Annotated in this window: 18 protein-coding genes; 8 read left to right on the top strand and 10 right to left on the bottom strand. The window is 73.0% G+C overall.

Annotation, left to right across the window (positions count from 1 at the left end; translation table 11 throughout):
• Positions 1–50: 50 nt before the first annotated feature.
• From ACFRQN_RS32000 to ACFRQN_RS31975, 6 genes are all read right to left on the bottom strand, one after another.
• Positions 51–482, bottom strand: a complete 432-nt coding sequence (locus ACFRQN_RS32000) for an SHOCT domain-containing protein (protein ID WP_074002217.1) — start codon at positions 480–482, stop codon at positions 51–53.
• A 98-nt stretch (positions 483–580) separates the two neighbouring features.
• Positions 581–1,165 carry an NUDIX hydrolase gene (locus ACFRQN_RS31995; RefSeq protein WP_380743826.1) on the bottom strand — a complete coding sequence of 195 codons (585 nt, stop codon included), beginning with the start codon at positions 1,163–1,165 and terminating at the stop codon, positions 581–583.
• Positions 1,165–2,322 carry a type III polyketide synthase gene (locus tag ACFRQN_RS31990; protein ID WP_380743824.1) on the bottom strand — a complete coding sequence of 386 codons (1,158 nt, stop codon included), beginning with the start codon at positions 2,320–2,322 and terminating at the stop codon, positions 1,165–1,167. Before ACFRQN_RS31990 ends, ACFRQN_RS31995 begins: the two co-directional genes overlap by 1 nt.
• Before the next feature lie 133 nt (positions 2,323–2,455).
• The gene (locus tag ACFRQN_RS31985) at positions 2,456–3,664 is read right to left on the bottom strand and encodes a cytochrome P450 (protein ID WP_380743822.1); all 1,209 of its coding nucleotides are present in this window, start codon (positions 3,662–3,664) and stop codon (positions 2,456–2,458) included.
• 189 nt (positions 3,665–3,853) lie between these two features.
• Positions 3,854–4,552: a response regulator transcription factor gene (locus ACFRQN_RS31980; RefSeq protein ID WP_255357472.1), complete on the bottom strand. Its 699-nt coding sequence runs from the start codon at positions 4,550–4,552 to the stop codon at positions 3,854–3,856.
• 11 nt (positions 4,553–4,563) lie between these two features.
• Entirely contained in the window at positions 4,564–5,436 is an 873-nt protein-coding gene (locus ACFRQN_RS31975) for a sensor histidine kinase (RefSeq protein ID WP_241852847.1), read from the bottom strand.
• A gap of 117 nt (positions 5,437–5,553) precedes the next feature.
• Between ACFRQN_RS31975 and ACFRQN_RS31970 the strand changes: the two genes are divergently transcribed.
• The 3 genes from ACFRQN_RS31970 to hemC all read left to right on the top strand — a co-directional run bounded on the left by ACFRQN_RS31970 (position 5,554) and on the right by hemC (position 9,649).
• Complete coding sequence (locus ACFRQN_RS31970; RefSeq protein WP_049651382.1) at positions 5,554–6,279, top strand: ABC transporter ATP-binding protein; 726 nt, start codon at positions 5,554–5,556, stop codon at positions 6,277–6,279.
• Positions 6,276–8,585 carry an FtsX-like permease family protein gene (locus ACFRQN_RS31965; RefSeq protein ID WP_380743819.1) on the top strand — a complete coding sequence of 770 codons (2,310 nt, stop codon included), beginning with the start codon at positions 6,276–6,278 and terminating at the stop codon, positions 8,583–8,585. Before ACFRQN_RS31970 ends, ACFRQN_RS31965 begins: the two co-directional genes overlap by 4 nt.
• A gap of 128 nt (positions 8,586–8,713) precedes the next feature.
• Positions 8,714–9,649 carry a hydroxymethylbilane synthase gene (gene hemC, locus ACFRQN_RS31960; protein WP_049651384.1) on the top strand — a complete coding sequence of 312 codons (936 nt, stop codon included), beginning with the start codon at positions 8,714–8,716 and terminating at the stop codon, positions 9,647–9,649.
• Between the two features lie 4 nt (positions 9,650–9,653).
• Here hemC and ACFRQN_RS31955 read toward each other — a convergent pair whose 3' ends face one another.
• The gene (locus ACFRQN_RS31955) at positions 9,654–10,256 is read right to left on the bottom strand and encodes a GrpB family protein (RefSeq protein WP_380743817.1); all 603 of its coding nucleotides are present in this window, start codon (positions 10,254–10,256) and stop codon (positions 9,654–9,656) included.
• Positions 10,257–10,476: 220 nt separating this feature from the next.
• Between ACFRQN_RS31955 and ACFRQN_RS31950 the strand changes: the two genes are divergently transcribed.
• The gene (locus tag ACFRQN_RS31950) at positions 10,477–11,007 is read left to right on the top strand and encodes a hypothetical protein (RefSeq protein WP_049651385.1); all 531 of its coding nucleotides are present in this window, start codon (positions 10,477–10,479) and stop codon (positions 11,005–11,007) included.
• Between the two features lie 20 nt (positions 11,008–11,027).
• On the opposite strand, the gene ACFRQN_RS31945 is transcribed toward ACFRQN_RS31950, so the two are convergent.
• Positions 11,028–11,552, bottom strand: a complete 525-nt coding sequence (locus ACFRQN_RS31945) for an ArsR/SmtB family transcription factor (protein WP_380743815.1) — start codon at positions 11,550–11,552, stop codon at positions 11,028–11,030.
• A 65-nt stretch (positions 11,553–11,617) separates the two neighbouring features.
• Here ACFRQN_RS31945 and def point away from each other — a divergent pair, with 65 nt between their 5' ends.
• Both def and ACFRQN_RS31935 read left to right on the top strand, forming a co-directional pair.
• Positions 11,618–12,202 carry a peptide deformylase gene (gene def / locus ACFRQN_RS31940; RefSeq protein ID WP_049651387.1) on the top strand — a complete coding sequence of 195 codons (585 nt, stop codon included), beginning with the start codon at positions 11,618–11,620 and terminating at the stop codon, positions 12,200–12,202.
• Positions 12,199–12,855: a class I SAM-dependent methyltransferase gene (locus tag ACFRQN_RS31935; RefSeq protein WP_380743812.1), complete on the top strand. Its 657-nt coding sequence runs from the start codon at positions 12,199–12,201 to the stop codon at positions 12,853–12,855. The genes def and ACFRQN_RS31935 overlap by 4 nt, the downstream gene beginning before the upstream one ends.
• A gap of 167 nt (positions 12,856–13,022) precedes the next feature.
• On the opposite strand, the gene ACFRQN_RS31930 is transcribed toward ACFRQN_RS31935, so the two are convergent.
• Positions 13,023–13,214: a DUF397 domain-containing protein gene (locus ACFRQN_RS31930; RefSeq protein ID WP_074002223.1), complete on the bottom strand. Its 192-nt coding sequence runs from the start codon at positions 13,212–13,214 to the stop codon at positions 13,023–13,025.
• Positions 13,211–14,080, bottom strand: coding sequence for a helix-turn-helix transcriptional regulator (locus ACFRQN_RS31925; RefSeq protein WP_074002224.1), 870 nt, complete (start codon positions 14,078–14,080; stop codon positions 13,211–13,213). Before ACFRQN_RS31925 ends, ACFRQN_RS31930 begins: the two co-directional genes overlap by 4 nt.
• Positions 14,081–14,202: 122 nt before the next feature.
• Here ACFRQN_RS31925 and ACFRQN_RS31920 point away from each other — a divergent pair, with 122 nt between their 5' ends.
• Together ACFRQN_RS31920 and ACFRQN_RS31915 are read left to right on the top strand one after the other, a co-directional pair.
• Positions 14,203–14,688, top strand: coding sequence for an ATP-binding protein (locus ACFRQN_RS31920; protein WP_380743810.1), 486 nt, complete (start codon positions 14,203–14,205; stop codon positions 14,686–14,688).
• A 231-nt stretch (positions 14,689–14,919) separates the two neighbouring features.
• On the top strand, positions 14,920–15,123 hold the full coding sequence (locus tag ACFRQN_RS31915) for a hypothetical protein (RefSeq protein ID WP_049651392.1): 204 nt from the start codon (positions 14,920–14,922) through the stop codon (positions 15,121–15,123).
• Positions 15,124–15,256: the final 133 nt, after the last annotated feature.

The following is a 15,256-nucleotide window of genomic DNA, read 5'->3' as shown; positions in this document are numbered from 1 at the left end:
GGGCCGGTGGACGTCACGGTGCGTCCACCGGCCCCGGCCGTCCGTGCGGGTCAGGCCAGGAGCTTGTCCTTGGCCTTCTGGTACTCCTCGTCGGAGATGGCGCCCTTCTCCTTCAGGGCCGCCAGTTTCGCCAGGTCGTCGACGTGGCTGCCGCCACCGCCTCCGCCGCCCGCCGGTGCCGTTCCGGCGGCGTCCCGGATGTAGGACTTGAACGCGGCCTCGGACCGCTCCGCCTGTTCGACGTCCCGCTTGCCCATCGACTGCCCGCGGGCGATCAGGTAGGCGAGGACGCCGATCAGCGGCAGGATGATCACCAGGACCAGCCAGCCGGCCTTGGCCCAGCCGCCGAGGTCGTGGCTGCGGAAGATGTCCGTGATGATCTTGAACAGCAGGAAGAACCAGAGGATCCAGAGGAACAGCTCCAGCATCGTCCAGAAGATGTGGAGTGCCGGGTAGTCCACGGCCAGCAGTTTGGTGTCCATGGCCGAGTCATATCACCGCAAAACGGACATGGCCTGCTGCTGTTCGGCTGTTCCGGTGGTCTTCCGTCCCAGTGGGAATATCCCGGCGGGGAGCGGTTTCAGCCCAGCCCGGCCCGTCGGCGCAGCTCCACCGCCAGCGCGACCAGCTCGCCCCACCAGGCGTCGTGCCCGGCCAGCAGCAGCCGCTGGGCCTCTGCGGGCGGCACCGGACGGACCTCGACCACCTGCTCGCCGTCCGCCGGGTTGGTCGGCGCGGAGTCCAGCGCGACCTCGCCCCAGCCCCACAGCCAGGCCTTCTCCGGGTGCGGCTGCCACGGCCGGTACGGCACCGGGTCCTCGGTGCGGCAGCGGTGCGCGCCCAGCCAGTGCGGCTCGCCGAGCAGCCGGGCGCCCGCCTCCTCGCGCAGCTCCCGGGCCAGGCAGGCGACGATGCCCTCGTCCTGCTCCCGGGTGCCGCCAGGCAGGAACCAGTGGTCCCGGTCGTCCCGGCAGAGCACGACCTGACCGTCCGCGAAGCCGACCAGGTGGATGTTGGTGACCAGGGCGTCCGGCGGCGGCTCGGTGGAGAACTGCGCGTCGAAGCGGCCCCAGCTCCAGTACTGCGGCGCGTGCAACGCCGGGAACAGGGCGGCGAGTTCGGCTGATCTGGCAGAGGTGTCGGTGCGCTCCGTGGTATCGGTCATCAGGAGATCGTAGTGCCGGTCGGGAAACGGCGGGGGACGGTCGGATGGACGAGCGCGATGTCGGAGGTGGAGATGGCGCGCGGCCGGCGCGGACGCGCCCCTTCGGCCGGTGCGCCGACCCAACTGCCCAGCGAGATCTCGGCGGTGATGCCCGGTCCGAAGCCCGCGATCAGCCCGGTGGTGCCCTCGGGCACGCCGCCGTCGGCGAACAGCCGGGCCAGGGCGTCGAAGACGACGGCGCTGGCGATGTTGCCGCGCTCGGTGAGCGTCGCCCGGCTGTAGCGGAAGGTGGCGGGCTCCAGGTTGAGGAAGCGGCACAGGTCGTCCAGGATGCGCGGGCCGCCCGCGTGCACGATGTAGAAGCCGAGCCCGGAGACGTCCCAGCCGTGCTCCCCGGCCAGGCCGCGCAGCGCGGGCGCGAGCAGTTCCATGGTGCCGGGCACCCGCCGGTCCAGCTGGAAGTGGAAGCCGGTGTCCTTCACCCCGTACGAGATCCAGTCCTCGGTGTGCGGGACGAGGTGCGAGCCGTTGCGCTCGACCTGCACGCCGTGCCCGCCGTTCCCACGCATCACCACGGCGGCGACCGCGTCGCCGAACAGCCCGTTGGAGAGCAGCGAGCCGACGTCGAGGTCGGTCGGCTGGTAGCAGAGCGAGCAGAACTCGCAGGCGACGATCAGCACGTTGGCGCCCGGGTAGGCGCGGCAGAAGTCGTGCGCCCGGTTGACGGCGGCGCCGCCGGCCGCGCAGCCGAGCTGGGCGATCGGCACCTGGCGGGTGTCGGAGCGGAAGCCCATGGTGTTGATCAGCCAGGCGGTCATCGACGGCATCATGAAGCCGGTGCAGGACACGTAGACGATCAGGTCGATGTCCCGGGCGGTCAACTCGCCGTGGGCGAGGGCGCGTTCGACCACCTCGGGGACGCGCCGCTTGGCCTCGCGCTCGTACACCTCGTTGCGGACGGTGAAGCCCGGGTGGGCGAGGGTCCGCTCGATCGGCTGGACCAGGTGCCGGGTGCGCACCCCGGTGTTCTCGATCAGCCGCAGCGCCAGGCCGAGTCGGGGGTGGTCGGCGTGCAGGGTGCGGGCCAGGGCGAGGGTCTCGTCGAGGGTGATGACGTGCTCGGGTACGGCGATGGCGGGGCGGCAGAGTGTTGCCATGGGTACGGGTCTCCCCTGGGGGCCTGGTGGCAGGCATGGTGGATGCGTGGAGCGGTGCGGACGCCGCGGCGGCCGTGGGCGGCGGGCGGCGGCGGGTGGTGGTGACGGGTGGCGGCGGCAGGCGGGGAGTCGGCTACCAGGCCACCGGCAGGGTGCGCGGGAAGCGCCAGATCGAGCCGGAGTTCCAGTCGAGTTCGGACGGCTCGACGGCCAGCCGCAGGCCGGGGAAGCGGCGCAGCAGGGTGCCGATGGCGACCTGCAGCTCCATCAGGGCCAGGTGCGAGCCGAGGCAGCGGTGCTGGCCGTGCCCGAAGGTCATGTTGACGGGCCCGGCGTCGCGGTCGAGGTCGAGTTCGTCGGGGCGCTCGTAGGCCGCCGGGTCCCGGTTGGCGGTCAGGTAGGAGACGTGCACGGCCTCGCCGGCCCGGATCAGCACGCCGCCCAGTTCGACGTCCTCGGTGGCGACCCGGGCGATGCCGACGCCCTGGCGGAACGGGATGAAGCGCAGCAGCTCCTCCAGGGCGCGGGGCAGCGTCTCGGGCCGGGCGCGCAGTTTGGCGAGCTGCTCGGGGTGGGTGAGCAGGGTGTAGGTGAGGTTGCCGAGCTGGTAGGTGCTGGTGTCGTGGCCGGTGACCAGCAGGACCATCGCCATGACGGTCAGCTCGTCCGGTTCCAGCAGTTCGTCGCCGTCGCGGGCGGTGGCCAGGGCGCTGATCAGGTCCTCGCCGGGGCGGGCGCGGCGCTCGGCCGTCAGCCCGGTGAAGTAGTCGCGCAGCGCGCTCTTGGCGGCCTCCTGGCCGTCCCGGCTGCCGGGGCCCATCCGCATCATCGCCACAGCGTGGCCGCGCAGTTCGGCGCGGTCGGCGGCGGGGATGCCGAGCAGTTCGCAGATGGTGGTGAGGGGGAGGCGGCCGGCCAGGAAGTGCATCAGGTCGGCGGGGGCGCCGTGCTCGGTCATCTCGTCGAAGTAGCCGTCGACGGTCCGCTGGGTGGCCGGGCGCATCCGTTCGACCTGGCGGTTGGTGAAGCCCTGGGCGACGAGTCGGCGCAGCCGGTTGTGGGCGGGCGGGTCCATCAGGTTGATCGCCTCGGCCTGGGCGATCGGGGCGGGCGTCATCCGGGGCAGGTCGCGGCCGATGCCGGCGGCGCGGCTGAACCGGCGGTCGCTGGTGACCACCTTGACGTCCTCGTAGCGGGTGGCCAGCCAGGCCTCGCCCTCGCCGTGCGGCAGCCGGATCCTGGCGACCGGGGCCTCGGTGAGCAGTCGCTTCAGGAGGGGGTCGAACTCCAGGCCGTCGGTGTGGTGGAAGGGGCAGTCCCACACGGGGGCGGTGGTGGTCACGGGCCGGTCCAAGTGTTCTCGTCATGCCGGGGGGTGGCGCCCGAGGTGGTGGTCACGTTCGGGCGTGGACATGCAGATGGTGCCCCATGAACTGGCAAAAAGGAGAACGTGGTGAAGAGAGTTAACTCCAAGGAGTGAGATTGGGCTGATAGTCATGCCAATCAGCATGAGGTCAAGGGAAGTTGACGTTCAGTCGGCGCCGCCCGGCGCGACCAGCCCGGTCTCGTAGGCGAGCACCACCGCCTGCGCCCGGTCCCGCAGGTTCAGCTTGGCGAAGATCCGGGCCACGTGGGTCTTCACCGTCGACTCGCTGAGCGTCAGCTCGCGCGCCAGCTCGGTGTTGGACAGCCCGCGCCCGAGCAGCGCCAGCACCTCCGCCTCGCGCGGGGTGAGCGGCGCGAGGTCGCGGTGCAGCGCCGGGCCGTCGGCGCCCGGGGCCGGCCGCGGGGCGCCGGCCGCGAACCGCTCGACCAGGCGCCGGGTGATCGAGGGGGCGAGCAGCGCGTCCCCGGTGTCCACCAGCCGTACGGCGGCGGCGAGGTGGGCGGAGGTGACGTCCTTGAGCAGGAAGCCGCTGGCCCCGGCGGACAGCGCGGCGTAGACGTAGTGGTCCAGGTCGAAGGTGGTCAGCATGATCACCCGGCAGCCGGGCACCTGGGCCAGGATGCGCCGGGCGGCCTCCAGCCCGTCCGTGCCGGGCATCCGGATGTCCAGCAGCGCCACGTCCGGGCGGTGCAGGACGGCGGCGGCCACCGCCTCGGCGCCGTCCGAGGCCTCGGCGACCACGTCGATGCCGCGCGCGGTGAGGATCATCCGGAAGCCGGTGCGGACCAGCTCCTGGTCGTCGGCGATCACCACCCGGGGGCGGCGCTCCTGGTCCTGGGGCACGCTCTCCTCCGTCACGGCCGGTCCAGCGGGATGCGGGCGCGGACCCGGAAGCCGCCGCCGAGCCGGCGCCGGGCGTCCAGGTCCCCGCCGTACACCGCGACGCGCTCGCGCAGGCCGATCAGCCCGCGCCCGGCGCCGTCCGGCCTCGGCCCGTCCGGTGCGGACCGTCCGCCTGACGCGGCGGCCGCCCCGGAGAGCACGCTCGGACCGCTGTTGAGCACCTCCACCCGCAGGTAGTGGTCCGCGTAGCGCACCGTCACCTCCGCCGTCACCCCGTCCCCGTGCTTGAGCGCATTGGTCAGCGCCTCCTGGATGATCCGGTACGCCGTCACGTCGATCCCGCCCGGCAGCGGTCTCGGCTCGCCCGAGACCCGCACCTCGACCGGCAGCCCGGCGAAGGCGAACCGGTCGATCAGCGGGCTCAGCCGGCTCAGGCTGGGCTGCGGCGCGAAGCCGTCCGGCGCGGGCTCCTCGCTGCCGTCCGCGGCGGGGGCCAGCAGGCCGAGCAGGTGCCGCAGCTCGGTCATCGTGTCCCGCCCGGCCGCCTCGACCGCGGCCATCGCGGCCGCCGCCTCCGCGGGCATGGTGGCCAGCACCTCGCGCGCGGCCCCGGCCTGCACCACCATCAGGCTCACGTTGTGGCTCACGATGTCGTGCAACTCGGCGGCGATCCGCGACCGTTCGGCCTCCACGGCGGTCCGGGCGGCGCTCTCCCGCTCCCGTTCCAGCAGCCAGCCGCGCTCGCCGATGGCCGCCCGGTGCAGCCGCCGCGCCCGGGCGAGCGCCACCGCCAGCCAGCCGGCCGCCGTGCCCGCCGCGGCGGCCGTCGCGACGGCCGCCCACTCCCACCCCGTTCCCCACACGGCGACAGCCTCCCAGGTCACCGCATGATCCACATCATCCGGGGGTGCCGCCCCCGTACATCCCGGGTACTACGGCCGCCGCGGTTACACCCGGGGTGGGACGTGCCGGCGGCGGCCCCGCGCCTACGGTCGTCCACCATGAGCAACGACCACGACGGGACCTCCCGGCCGGACGACGCGCAGGTCGTCGTCGAGCTGTCCGGGGTGCACAAGGAGTTCGGCGACGCCAAGGCGCTCGACGGCGTCGACCTGCGGATCCGCGCCGGCGAGGCGGTCGCCGTGATGGGCCCCTCGGGGTGCGGCAAGTCCACCCTGCTGAACATGGTGGCCGGACTGGACCGGCCCACCGCCGGCACCGTCCGGGTGCAGGGCCAGGACCTCGGACGGCTGAACGAGAACGGGCTGGCCCTGTTCCGCCGCCGGCACGTCGGCATGATCTTCCAGTTCTTCAACCTGATCGACGACCTCCCGGCCCTCGACAACGTCGCCCTGGCCGCCCAGCTGACCGGCACCGGCGCCCGCCAGGCCCGCCGCCGGGCGCTGGAGCTGCTGGACGAACTCGGCGTCGCGCACCGCAAGGACGTCTACCCGGCCACGCTCAGCGGCGGCGAGCGCCAGCGCGTCGCGGTGGCCCGCGCCCTGATGAACCGCCCGGCCCTGCTGCTCGCCGACGAGCCCACCGGCGCCCTGGACAGCCGCTCCGGAGAGCAGGTGATGGACCTCCTGATCGACCTCAACCAGATCGGCCAGACCCTGCTGATCGTCACCCACGACCCCGCCCTGGCCACCCGCTGCGCCAGCCGACTGGTCGAGGTCGCGGACGGCCGGGTGGCCGGCGACCGGATGCTGGAGGCGTCCGCATGACCGGCGCCGTCTGGCGTGCCTCCCGGGCGGCCGTGAAGCGCCGCCGGGTGCAGACCATCGTGATCGGCCTGGTCGTCTTCTGCTCCACCACGACCGTGCTGCTCGCCCTCGCGGTGATCAGTGCCGCCCGGGCCCCCTTCGACGACGCCTTCTCCCAGCAGCGCGGCGCCCACGTCGTCGCGACCTTCGACCCGGCCGGGGCCACGCCGGAACAACTGGCCGCCACCGCCCACCGGCCCGGCGTCGAGGCCGCCGCCGGGCCGTTCGACCAGGCCGTGGTGGAGATCCCCACCGACTGGGTCGGCAGCCCGCCCGGAGCGCTCACCCTGGTCGGCCGCTCCGACCCGGCCGGCCCGGTGGACCGGGTGCAACTGCTGGGCGGCCGCTGGGCGAGCAAGCCCGGCGAGGTCGTCATCAACGAGCCGTTCGGCGGCTACTCGCCCGCCAACCTGGACTACCCGCTGCCCCTCAGCGGCGGCCGGACGCTCACCATCGTCGGCTACGCCACCAGCATGAGCCAGAGCGCGGGCGGCTGGGTCACCCCCGAACAGGCCGCCGACCTGCACCCCAGCGCCCGGCAGATGCTCTACCGGTTCTCCGACGCCTCCGACGAACAGCGGCTCACCTCCGCCCTGGCCACCGCCACCGAGGGCCTGCCGAAGGACGCGCTCACCAACGTCCAGTCCTACCTGGTGCTCAAGGACGCCTTCTCCGCGGGCGCCGACGCCTACCTGCCGCTGATGACGGTCTTCGGCGTGCTCGGCCTGGTCGTCGCCGCGCTGATCGTCGGCAACGTGGTGAGCGGCGCGGTCGTCTCCGGCTACCGGCACATCGGCGTGCTGAAGGCGATCGGCTTCACCCCGCGCCAGGTGGTCACCGTCTACCTGACCATGGTCTCGGTACCCGCCGTCGCCGGCACCGTCCTCGGCACCGCGGCCGGCTGGGTGGCGGCCCACCCGATCCTCCAGTCCGCCTTCTCCGGGATCACCACCGGCACCGCCGTGATCGAACCGGCCGGCTGGCTGCCCGCCGCCACCCTGGTCAGCGTCCCGCTGCTGGTGGTCCTCGCCGCCCTCCTCCCCGCCTCGCGCGCCCACCGGCTGTCCGCCGCCCAGGCCATCTCGGCCGGCAGCGCACCGCGCGCCGGGCGCGGACTGAAGGTCCAGCGCCTGCTGAGCGGCACCCGCCTGCCGCGCGCCGTCAGCCTCGGCCTCGGCCAGCCCTTCGCCCGCCCCGGCCGCACCGCGCTCACCATGTCGGCGATCGTGCTCGGCGTGCTCACCGTGACCGTGACGTCGGGACTGGGCACCACCCTGACCAGGCTGGTGGGCCACAACGACGGCCACACCCACGTCAGGGTGCAGACCGCCCACTTCGCGGGCAACAAGACCGAGCCCCGGCTCACCCCCGCCCAGACCGAGACGATGCTGCGGACCACCCCCGGCGCCGACCAGGTCCACGTCCGCGGGCTGGTCAAGGTCGGGCTGGTCGGCTTCACCCAGCCGGTCTTCGCCGACTTCCTCAGCGGCGACGGGATCGCTGAGCAGCTGCAGCGCGAGGTGGTCAGGGGCCGCGCGGCGACCGGGCCGAACGAGATCGAGGCCGGGCCCTCCTTCCTCCGGGAGCACGGACTCAGGCTCGGCGACCGGCTCACCCTCGACCTCGACGGCCGGCGGCTGACCGTCACCGTCGTCGGCGAGGTGGTCCAGGGCAACGCCCGGGCCTTCACGTCCAACGACCTCACCCGGGCCGCGCTCACCGACGACCCGCACGCGGTCGAGTACGACATCAGCCTCGCCGAGGGTGCCGACGCCCAGGCGTACCAGCGGGCCGTGACGGCCGCCGACCCGAGCCTCTCGGCCCAGGTGTTCGCGCCCGACCCGTCCGGCCCGATCGTCGCGGTGATCAGCTTCGCCACGATCTTCACCGTCCTGCTGTCGGTGGTCGCCGCGCTGGGCGTCTTCAACACCCTGCTGCTCACCATCCGCGAGCGCCGCCGGGACCTCGGCATGCTCAAGTCGATCGGCATGACACCCCGCCAGGTGGTGACGATGACGATCACCTCGGTGGCCTGGCAGGGCGTGGTCAGCGCGCTCATCGGCGTCCCGGCCGGCATCCTGGCGCACCGGCTGCTCATCGAGAACGTCGGGAGCATCCTCTTCCCGGAGTGGACGATGGACGTCTGGAGCGCCCCGCTGCTCACCGGCGTCGGCGTCGCGGGCGTCGCCATCGCCGTCCTCGGCGCGCTCGTCCCGGCCCGTTCGGCCGCCCGGCTGCCGATCGCCGAGGTACTGCACAACGAGTGAGTCCGGGGTGGGGGGAGGGTCGGTCGGATCATCCGACCGGCCCTCCGCCGTGCGCGGGTCCGCCGCGTTCCCGTCACGGAACTGACGCATGCTCAGTCCGTGCCGTGAGGACGCCTATCATCTGCGCCATGGCCACCGCTGAGCTGATCCGCATCGTCTCCCGCTCCTCGCCCATGGCACTGGCCCAGGTCGAGCGGGTCCGCACCGAACTCGCCGCCCTGCACCCGGGGCTGCGCACCGAGGTGGTGCCCGTCACCACCTCGGGCGACCGCTGGACGGGTGATCTCGCCGCCCTCGGCGGCAAGGGCGCCTTCACCAAGGAGGTCGACGCCGCGCTGCTCGCCGGGGAGGCCGACGTCGCCGTCCACTGCCTCAAGGACGTGCCCGCCGACCGACCGCTGCCGGCGGGCACCGTCTTCGCCGCCTACCTGCGCCGCGACGACATCCGCGACGCCCTCGTCCACCCCGGCGGCCTGCCGCTGGCCGCCCTCCCGCCCGGCACCCGGATCGGCACCTCCTCCGTCCGCCGGGTCGCCCAACTCGCCGCCTCCCACCCGCATCTGGAGTGCCTCCCGATCCGCGGCAACGCCAACAGCCGGCTCGCCAAGCTGGACGCCGGGGACGTCGACGCGCTGCTGCTCGCCCTCTCCGGCCTGGAGCGGATCGGCGAGCAGGCGCGGATCACCGAGGTGCTCGGCATCGAGGCGATGTGCCCGCCGATCGGCGCCGGCATCCTCGTCCTGCAGTGCCGCGAGGGCGACACCGCGACCATCGAGGCGGTCACCGGCCTCGGCCACCACGACACCTGGCGCGAGGCGGCGGCCGAGCGGATGTTCCTGCACGCGCTCCAGGGCCACTGCAACAGCCCGATCGCCGGGTACGCCAGGGCCGAGCGGGACGGCCGCCTCTCGCTGCGCGGCCGGGTCTTCACCCCGGACGGCAAGCAGGTGCTGGACGCCCACGAGTGGGCGGGCGCGCTCAGCCCGGAGGACCTCGGGACGTCGGTGGCGCTGGCGCTCAAGCGGCAGGGCGCGCAGGAGCTGATCTCCTCGATCCCGCACTGAGCGCCTATTCCGCTTCGGCCGCGGCCCGTTCGATGATGCCGGCGATCACCTCGGTCTTGGCGTCGGCGTAGTTCTGCAGGTACTCCCAGGACTGCTCGGCCAGGGCCCGCTTGGCGTCGGCGTACAGCTCGCGGTCGCCGCGGTGGCGGCGCAGCCGGTCGCGGAAGCGCAGCATCCGCCCGATCTCGGGGCATCCGGCGGACAGCACGTGCAGGTTGGCGTAGTCGGCACTGGGGTCGATGGCGTACCGGCGCAGGACGCGGTGCTCGTACCAGTCGGGTTCGCGGACGGCGAGCCGGTAGCCCAGGGCTTCGAGGGCGGGCACGTAGGCCGCCTCGTCGGCGGAGTCGGGCACGATCAGCAGCATGTCGACGACCGGTTTGGCGGGGAGGTCGGGCACGGAGGTGGAGCCGACGTGCTCGATCCGGTGGTCGAGGTGGGCCAGGCGCTCCGCCATGCCGGCGGCCTCCCGCTGGTAGGCCGCGGGCCACCGCGGGTCGTGGTCGCGCAGGACGATCCGGCCGTCGGGCCTGGTGGGCGCACCCAGGTTGGCCGCCTCGATCTCCTCGGTGGTCATGGGGACGCGCGGGATCTCCTGCTCGGGCACGGCCGGCTCCTGTTCCTCGGGTGCTGGTCAAGGGGGTCCTCGTCGGGGGACCGACCCAGTAGACCAGGACGCGTCGGCCTTCGCGCGGCCGTCGGGTCGGGGCCGCGTCGGCTTCCGCGCGGTCGCCTGACGGTCCGCGCGGTGAGCGGATGGTGACGCTCCGGAGGTTTTTCTCCTCCGGGTGAGAACCGGCCGGGTGCGCGGGGCGTCCGTTTGAGGCGTGATCAGTGCGGTGCTCGGCGGGATGCCGATGTTCTGGCCCGGGTTGCTGCTCTCGCTGGTGCCCGCGGCCCTGTTGAACCGGCCGGTGGGGCGGTTGCTGCGGGCCCACTGGGTGGTGGGCTTCGTCCTGCTGCTCGGGCTCGGCGGGGTGGTCGTGGCGACCCTGCTGCCGGAGGCGTTCCGGCTCTCGGAGGGCGCCGTCCGGCACTGCGCCGTGGCGGGCGGCCGGCCGCGGTCGCCGTACGAGCTGCTGCACGTCCGGCACATCGAGCTCAAGCTGGCGACCTACGCCCCGGTCGGTTTCGCGGCGGCGCTGGCGGGCCCCCGGCGGCGGGCGGCGGCGCTGCTGGGTGCGGCGGTGCTGCCGTTCGCGGTGTCGGCGGTGCACTACGCGCTGCCGGCGATCGGGCGGGCCTGCGACGTGCAGGACGTCTGGGACGGGGTGCAGGGGGTCGCCTTCGGAGCGGCGGCGGGGTTGGCGGCCGGGCCGCTGGTACGGGCGGTGCGGGCGCGTTCGCGGGCCGTCTGACGGCCTGTCCATCCGGCGGTCTACTGGTCGAGGAGCGGGAAGAGCCGGGTGACGGCGGCGACCGGGCGGGCCCCGGCGGGGCGGGCGGCCGGGTCGGTCTCGCGGCCCCGGTAGCGGGCCAGCATCCGGCGGACCTCCTCGCCGACGGCGGCCAGTTCCTCGGGCGTCAGGTAGACGACGGCGCTGAAGGCCTCGTCCTGCCGCCACTCGGCCGGGGCCTCGGCGCGCCGGGCGAGCCAGTGCTGGTAGCTCTCGTCCTCCAGGCCGCGCGCCAGCTCGCCGAACCCGCCTTCCACGGCGTCCGGTCGGCTTGTCGGCAGCCGCCAGGGCCGGGCCCGTCCGTCGGTGGCCGGGGCCTCCTCGATCAGCCCGTACCGGGCCAACTGCCGCAGGTGGAACGAGCAGAGGCCGGAGCTGAGGCCGAGTCGGGCGGCGGCCTCGGTGGAGGTGACGGTGCCGTGCTCGCGCTCGGCGAGCAGGTCCAGCAGCGCGGTGCGGACGGCGTGCTCGGGGAGGGGGCCGGTTCTGACGAGGTCTTCGGTCACTTTGCAAAGTCTGCTACTTTGCAAAGTCAGACCGCAAGTACCGTCTCTCGAAGGAGTGCCCTCCCGTGTCCGAGCTGCGCGAACGGCCGACCGTCCTGCGGATCACCGAGGTGGGGGAGGAGATCCTGAGCCGCACCTGCCGGACCGCCACCGAGGAGGACTTCGGCAGCGAGCGCCTGGCCCGGCTCATCGACGACATGTTCGCCACCATGCACGTCGCCGACGGCTGCGGCCTCGCCGCCAACCAGGTGGACGTCGACCTGCGCCTGTTCGTCTACGACTGCCCCGACGACGACGGCGTCCGGCACACCGGCCACGTGCTCAACCCGGTGGTCGACGAGCAGGAGCCCGGCCGCGCACTGATCGAGGAGACCGAGGGCTGCCTCTCCGTCCCCGGCGCGAACACCAAACTCGCCCGCCCCGCCCGCACCGTGGTGCGCGGCGTCGACCAGCACGGCGACCCCGTCGTGATAGAGGGCACCGGCTACTTCGCCCGCTGCCTCCAGCACGAGACCGACCACCTGAACGGCGGCCTCTACATCGACCGCCTCTCCGCCCGCGACCGCAAGCGCATGCTGAAGCAGACCGCCGACCGCCGGGAGAAGGTCTTCGCCGAACGCGCCACCAGGGCTGCCAAGATGGCGCGGTGAACGAACCCGCGCACCTCGCCGCCGTCCGCGCCTCGTACGACGCCGTCGCCGCCGACTACCTCCGCCTCGTCGTCCCGCCGGAGGGCATGGACCCGGTGTCCCGCGCCATGCTCGCCGCCTTCGCGGAGCTGGTACGGGAGTCGGGCGGCGGCGAGGTCGCGGACCTCGGCTGCGGCCCCGGGCGGGTGACGGCGTACCTGTCCGGCCTGGGGCTGCGGGCCTTCGGGGTGGACGTGTCGGGCGAGATGGTCGCGCTCGCCCGCCGGGCCTACCCCCGACTGCGCTTCCTGCACGGCTCGATGGACGCCCTCGACCTCCCCGACGGAGCCCTCGGCGGCATCCTCGCCTGGTACTCCGTCCACCACACCCCGGCCTCGCAACTGCCCGGCCTCTTCGCCGAGTTCGCCCGCGTCCTCGCACCCGGTGGCCACCTCCTCCTCGGCGGCCACGTCGGCGAGGCCCAACTGCTGCGCCCGACCCAGGCGTACGGCCACCCGGTGTCGTACGCCTCGCACCTCGTCCCGGCCGGGCACCTCGCCGAACTCCTCGAACAGGCCGGCTTCACCGTCACGACCCGCCTCGAACAGCCGCACCCGCAGCGGGAAAACCGGTCCCACGCCTGCCTGCTGGCCCAGGCGCCCGGCCGGCGCTGAGCCAGGACATCGGCGCGGCCCGCCGGACCAGGGAGAGCGTCGGGGGCTGACACACGCCGGCCCGGACCCGTACAGAGTGGATCTGTCGGGTGGGGCCAGGAGGCAGCGGGTACGCCAACGGCCCGCCGCCGGGAAGGCGGTGGGCCGTTTGGGGGAGCTCTGGTCGGTCAGACCTCGGTGGTGGCGGCGAACTTCACGAACATCTCCCAGGCGGCGGGGGAGAAGGCCAGCTGGGGGCCGCTCTTGTCCTTGGAGTCACGCACGTGGACGGCGGTGGTCGTCCCGGCGACCTCGACGCATGCGGCACCTTCGTTGCTGCTGTAACTGCTCTTGAACCATGCCAGCTCGGACATGCTCATCGCTCTCCAAGGATCATTTCGATCAAGGCCAAGGACTCCCTCATGGTGAGCGCCTGCCCCCTGAGGGTGCCGTACCGTGCGGCCATCCTACGGACTTCTTCAGGGGCTGTGATCAGCCTGTTGACGTGCTGGACCTCGACGTACGCGATCTGCGGTCGTCCGCTCGGCGTGAGGAGGACGAACGAACCCCCCATGCCGGCGTTCTCGGTCCTGTCGAGCGGCATGACCTGCAACTCCAGGCCCCGGATCTCGGCGACTTTGAGCAGGTGGCGCAACTGCTCCCGGTGAACGTCCCAGCCGCCCAGCGGACGACGCAGGGCGCTTTCGTCGATCACCCAACTCATGACCGGCAAGGGCCAGCGGGTGAGGATCTGCTGCCGCTCCAACCTCGCGGCAACCCACTGGTCGACCTGCTCCACGGAGAGCCACGGCCTGCGCATGTCGAACAGTGCTCGTGCATGGGCCTCCGTTTGGAGAAGTCCAGGAATGTGGAGGCTGCTGTACTCGTGGATCTCGATCGCCTTCCACTCTTCCTGGGTGAAGGCCTTGTTGTAGGCGGGGTGCCTCTCGGACACGCGCACCTTCGCCTTCATCACGTCGTCCGCGACGACCTTGAGCAGCCCGCCCGCGTCAAGGGCGTCGTCCACCACCGTCAGGTACTCGATCCTCGGGGTCCGCACGCCCCGCTCCACGGCCCCGACGTGGTCTTCGCTGTAGCCGGTGGTCTTGGCCAGCTGCTTCTGCGTGATTCCCGCCCGCTCGCGGAGGAGTTTGATCATCTTCCCGACCGCGCTGTAGAACTCCGCGACGCCGTCGAAGCCCTCCGCCGTCTCGCCGTCCTCGAAGACGGTTCCCTCAAGGCTCATCGCAGTCCATCTCTTTCGATCTTGGGTCGACCGGCAGGCCAACTATGTGCACCCGTACAGATACTCTCTGTGTCCGCCGGGCTGCTGGCCAGCGTACGTCCGCCCGACCACGCTTGACTCCCATGACGACCGAAACCCCCCTCGAAAACCCCCGGTCCCGTACCGCCCTCTTCGCCGCCACCCCCAAGGGCGCCGCCATCTGCCGGCGCCTGGCGAGGCGTCAACTCACCCACTGGGGGCTGGACTCCACGCACACCGAGCCGTTCCACTGCGCGCTGCTGATCGTCACGGAGCTGGCCGCCAACGCGATCACGCACGGACGCGTTCCGGGGCGCGGGTTCGAGCTTCACCTCTCCCTCACCACCTCCGTGCGCCGGGGCACCACCCTTCGCATCGAGATCAGCGACCCCCGGGGTGACAGACTCCCCGTCCTCCCCACCGTCCACACCCCCAGTGCCCAGACCGGACGCGGCCTCACCCTCATCGACGCCCTCAGTCACCGCTGGGGCACCATCCCCCGCCACCCCAACTCCAAGACCGTGTGGGCCGAACTCGACCTCGTCGCGCCCGCCGCGCCCGATGTCCCCGATGCCCCCGATGTCCCCTGAACCCCGCGATAGCCCAACACCCCACTGAACCAACAGGAGTGGGAAGTCGACCCCTCCGACTTCCCACTCCTCTCGCTTCCTCGCCGACGCCCACCGCCGGTCCGGGGACATCCCAGGTTTGTGGGATACCCCCAGGTCGAGGGGCATTGCCAGGATGTGGCGCACGGAGCCGACCACTCCGGCCGGGCTCCGTCGGAGCGTCCGGCCGTCTCGAAAGAGGGATCCACACCCATGAAGATCCGCCGACTTGTCGCCGCCTCGGCCGTTGCCGCCGTGCTGGCCCCGGTGCTCGTCCTGGCCACCGGGACCCAGGCGAACGCCTACCCGCGGCAGCTGTCGAAGAGGGAGCAGTGCACCGCGGCGTGGAACGTCAACTACTGGTCCGGCGGCGCGTCCTTCGCTCGCGGCCAGTGGGCCGCCTGTATGGCGGGCTGACCGCCTCCCGCGGCCCCCGGCGCGGCCGGGGGCCGCGACCCACCGGCCGCGGTCGGGCCGGGTTACGGTGTAGCCCGCGCCCCCCGGCGCCCGGGCCCCCCCCGGCCCCCCCCCCCAAAAAAGCCGTGCCGTG

This window comes from Kitasatospora sp. NPDC056800 (assembly GCF_042789775.1).
In the GTDB taxonomy this organism is placed as follows: domain Bacteria; phylum Actinomycetota; class Actinomycetes; order Streptomycetales; family Streptomycetaceae; genus Kitasatospora.
Note: the sequence above shows the minus strand (reverse complement) of the source record. Positions and strands in the feature narration are given on the sequence as shown.

Coding starts and splice junctions, on each gene's coding strand:
- ACFRQN_RS31915 (WP_049651392.1), top strand. CDS start 14,920: ATGAAGATCCGCCGACTTGTCGCCGCCTCGGCCGTTGCCGCCGTGCTG.
- ACFRQN_RS31995 (WP_380743826.1), bottom strand. CDS start 1,165: ATGACCGATACCACGGAGCGCACCGACACCTCTGCCAGATCAGCCGAA.
- ACFRQN_RS31970 (WP_049651382.1), top strand. CDS start 5,554: ATGAGCAACGACCACGACGGGACCTCCCGGCCGGACGACGCGCAGGTC.
- ACFRQN_RS31930 (WP_074002223.1), bottom strand. CDS start 13,214: ATGAGCATGTCCGAGCTGGCATGGTTCAAGAGCAGTTACAGCAGCAAC.
- hemC (WP_049651384.1), top strand. CDS start 8,714: ATGGCCACCGCTGAGCTGATCCGCATCGTCTCCCGCTCCTCGCCCATG.
- ACFRQN_RS31965 (WP_380743819.1), top strand. CDS start 6,276: ATGACCGGCGCCGTCTGGCGTGCCTCCCGGGCGGCCGTGAAGCGCCGC.
- ACFRQN_RS31990 (WP_380743824.1), bottom strand. CDS start 2,322: ATGGCAACACTCTGCCGCCCCGCCATCGCCGTACCCGAGCACGTCATC.
- ACFRQN_RS31920 (WP_380743810.1), top strand. CDS start 14,203: ATGACGACCGAAACCCCCCTCGAAAACCCCCGGTCCCGTACCGCCCTC.
- ACFRQN_RS32000 (WP_074002217.1), bottom strand. CDS start 482: ATGGACACCAAACTGCTGGCCGTGGACTACCCGGCACTCCACATCTTC.
- ACFRQN_RS31925 (WP_074002224.1), bottom strand. CDS start 14,080: ATGAGCCTTGAGGGAACCGTCTTCGAGGACGGCGAGACGGCGGAGGGC.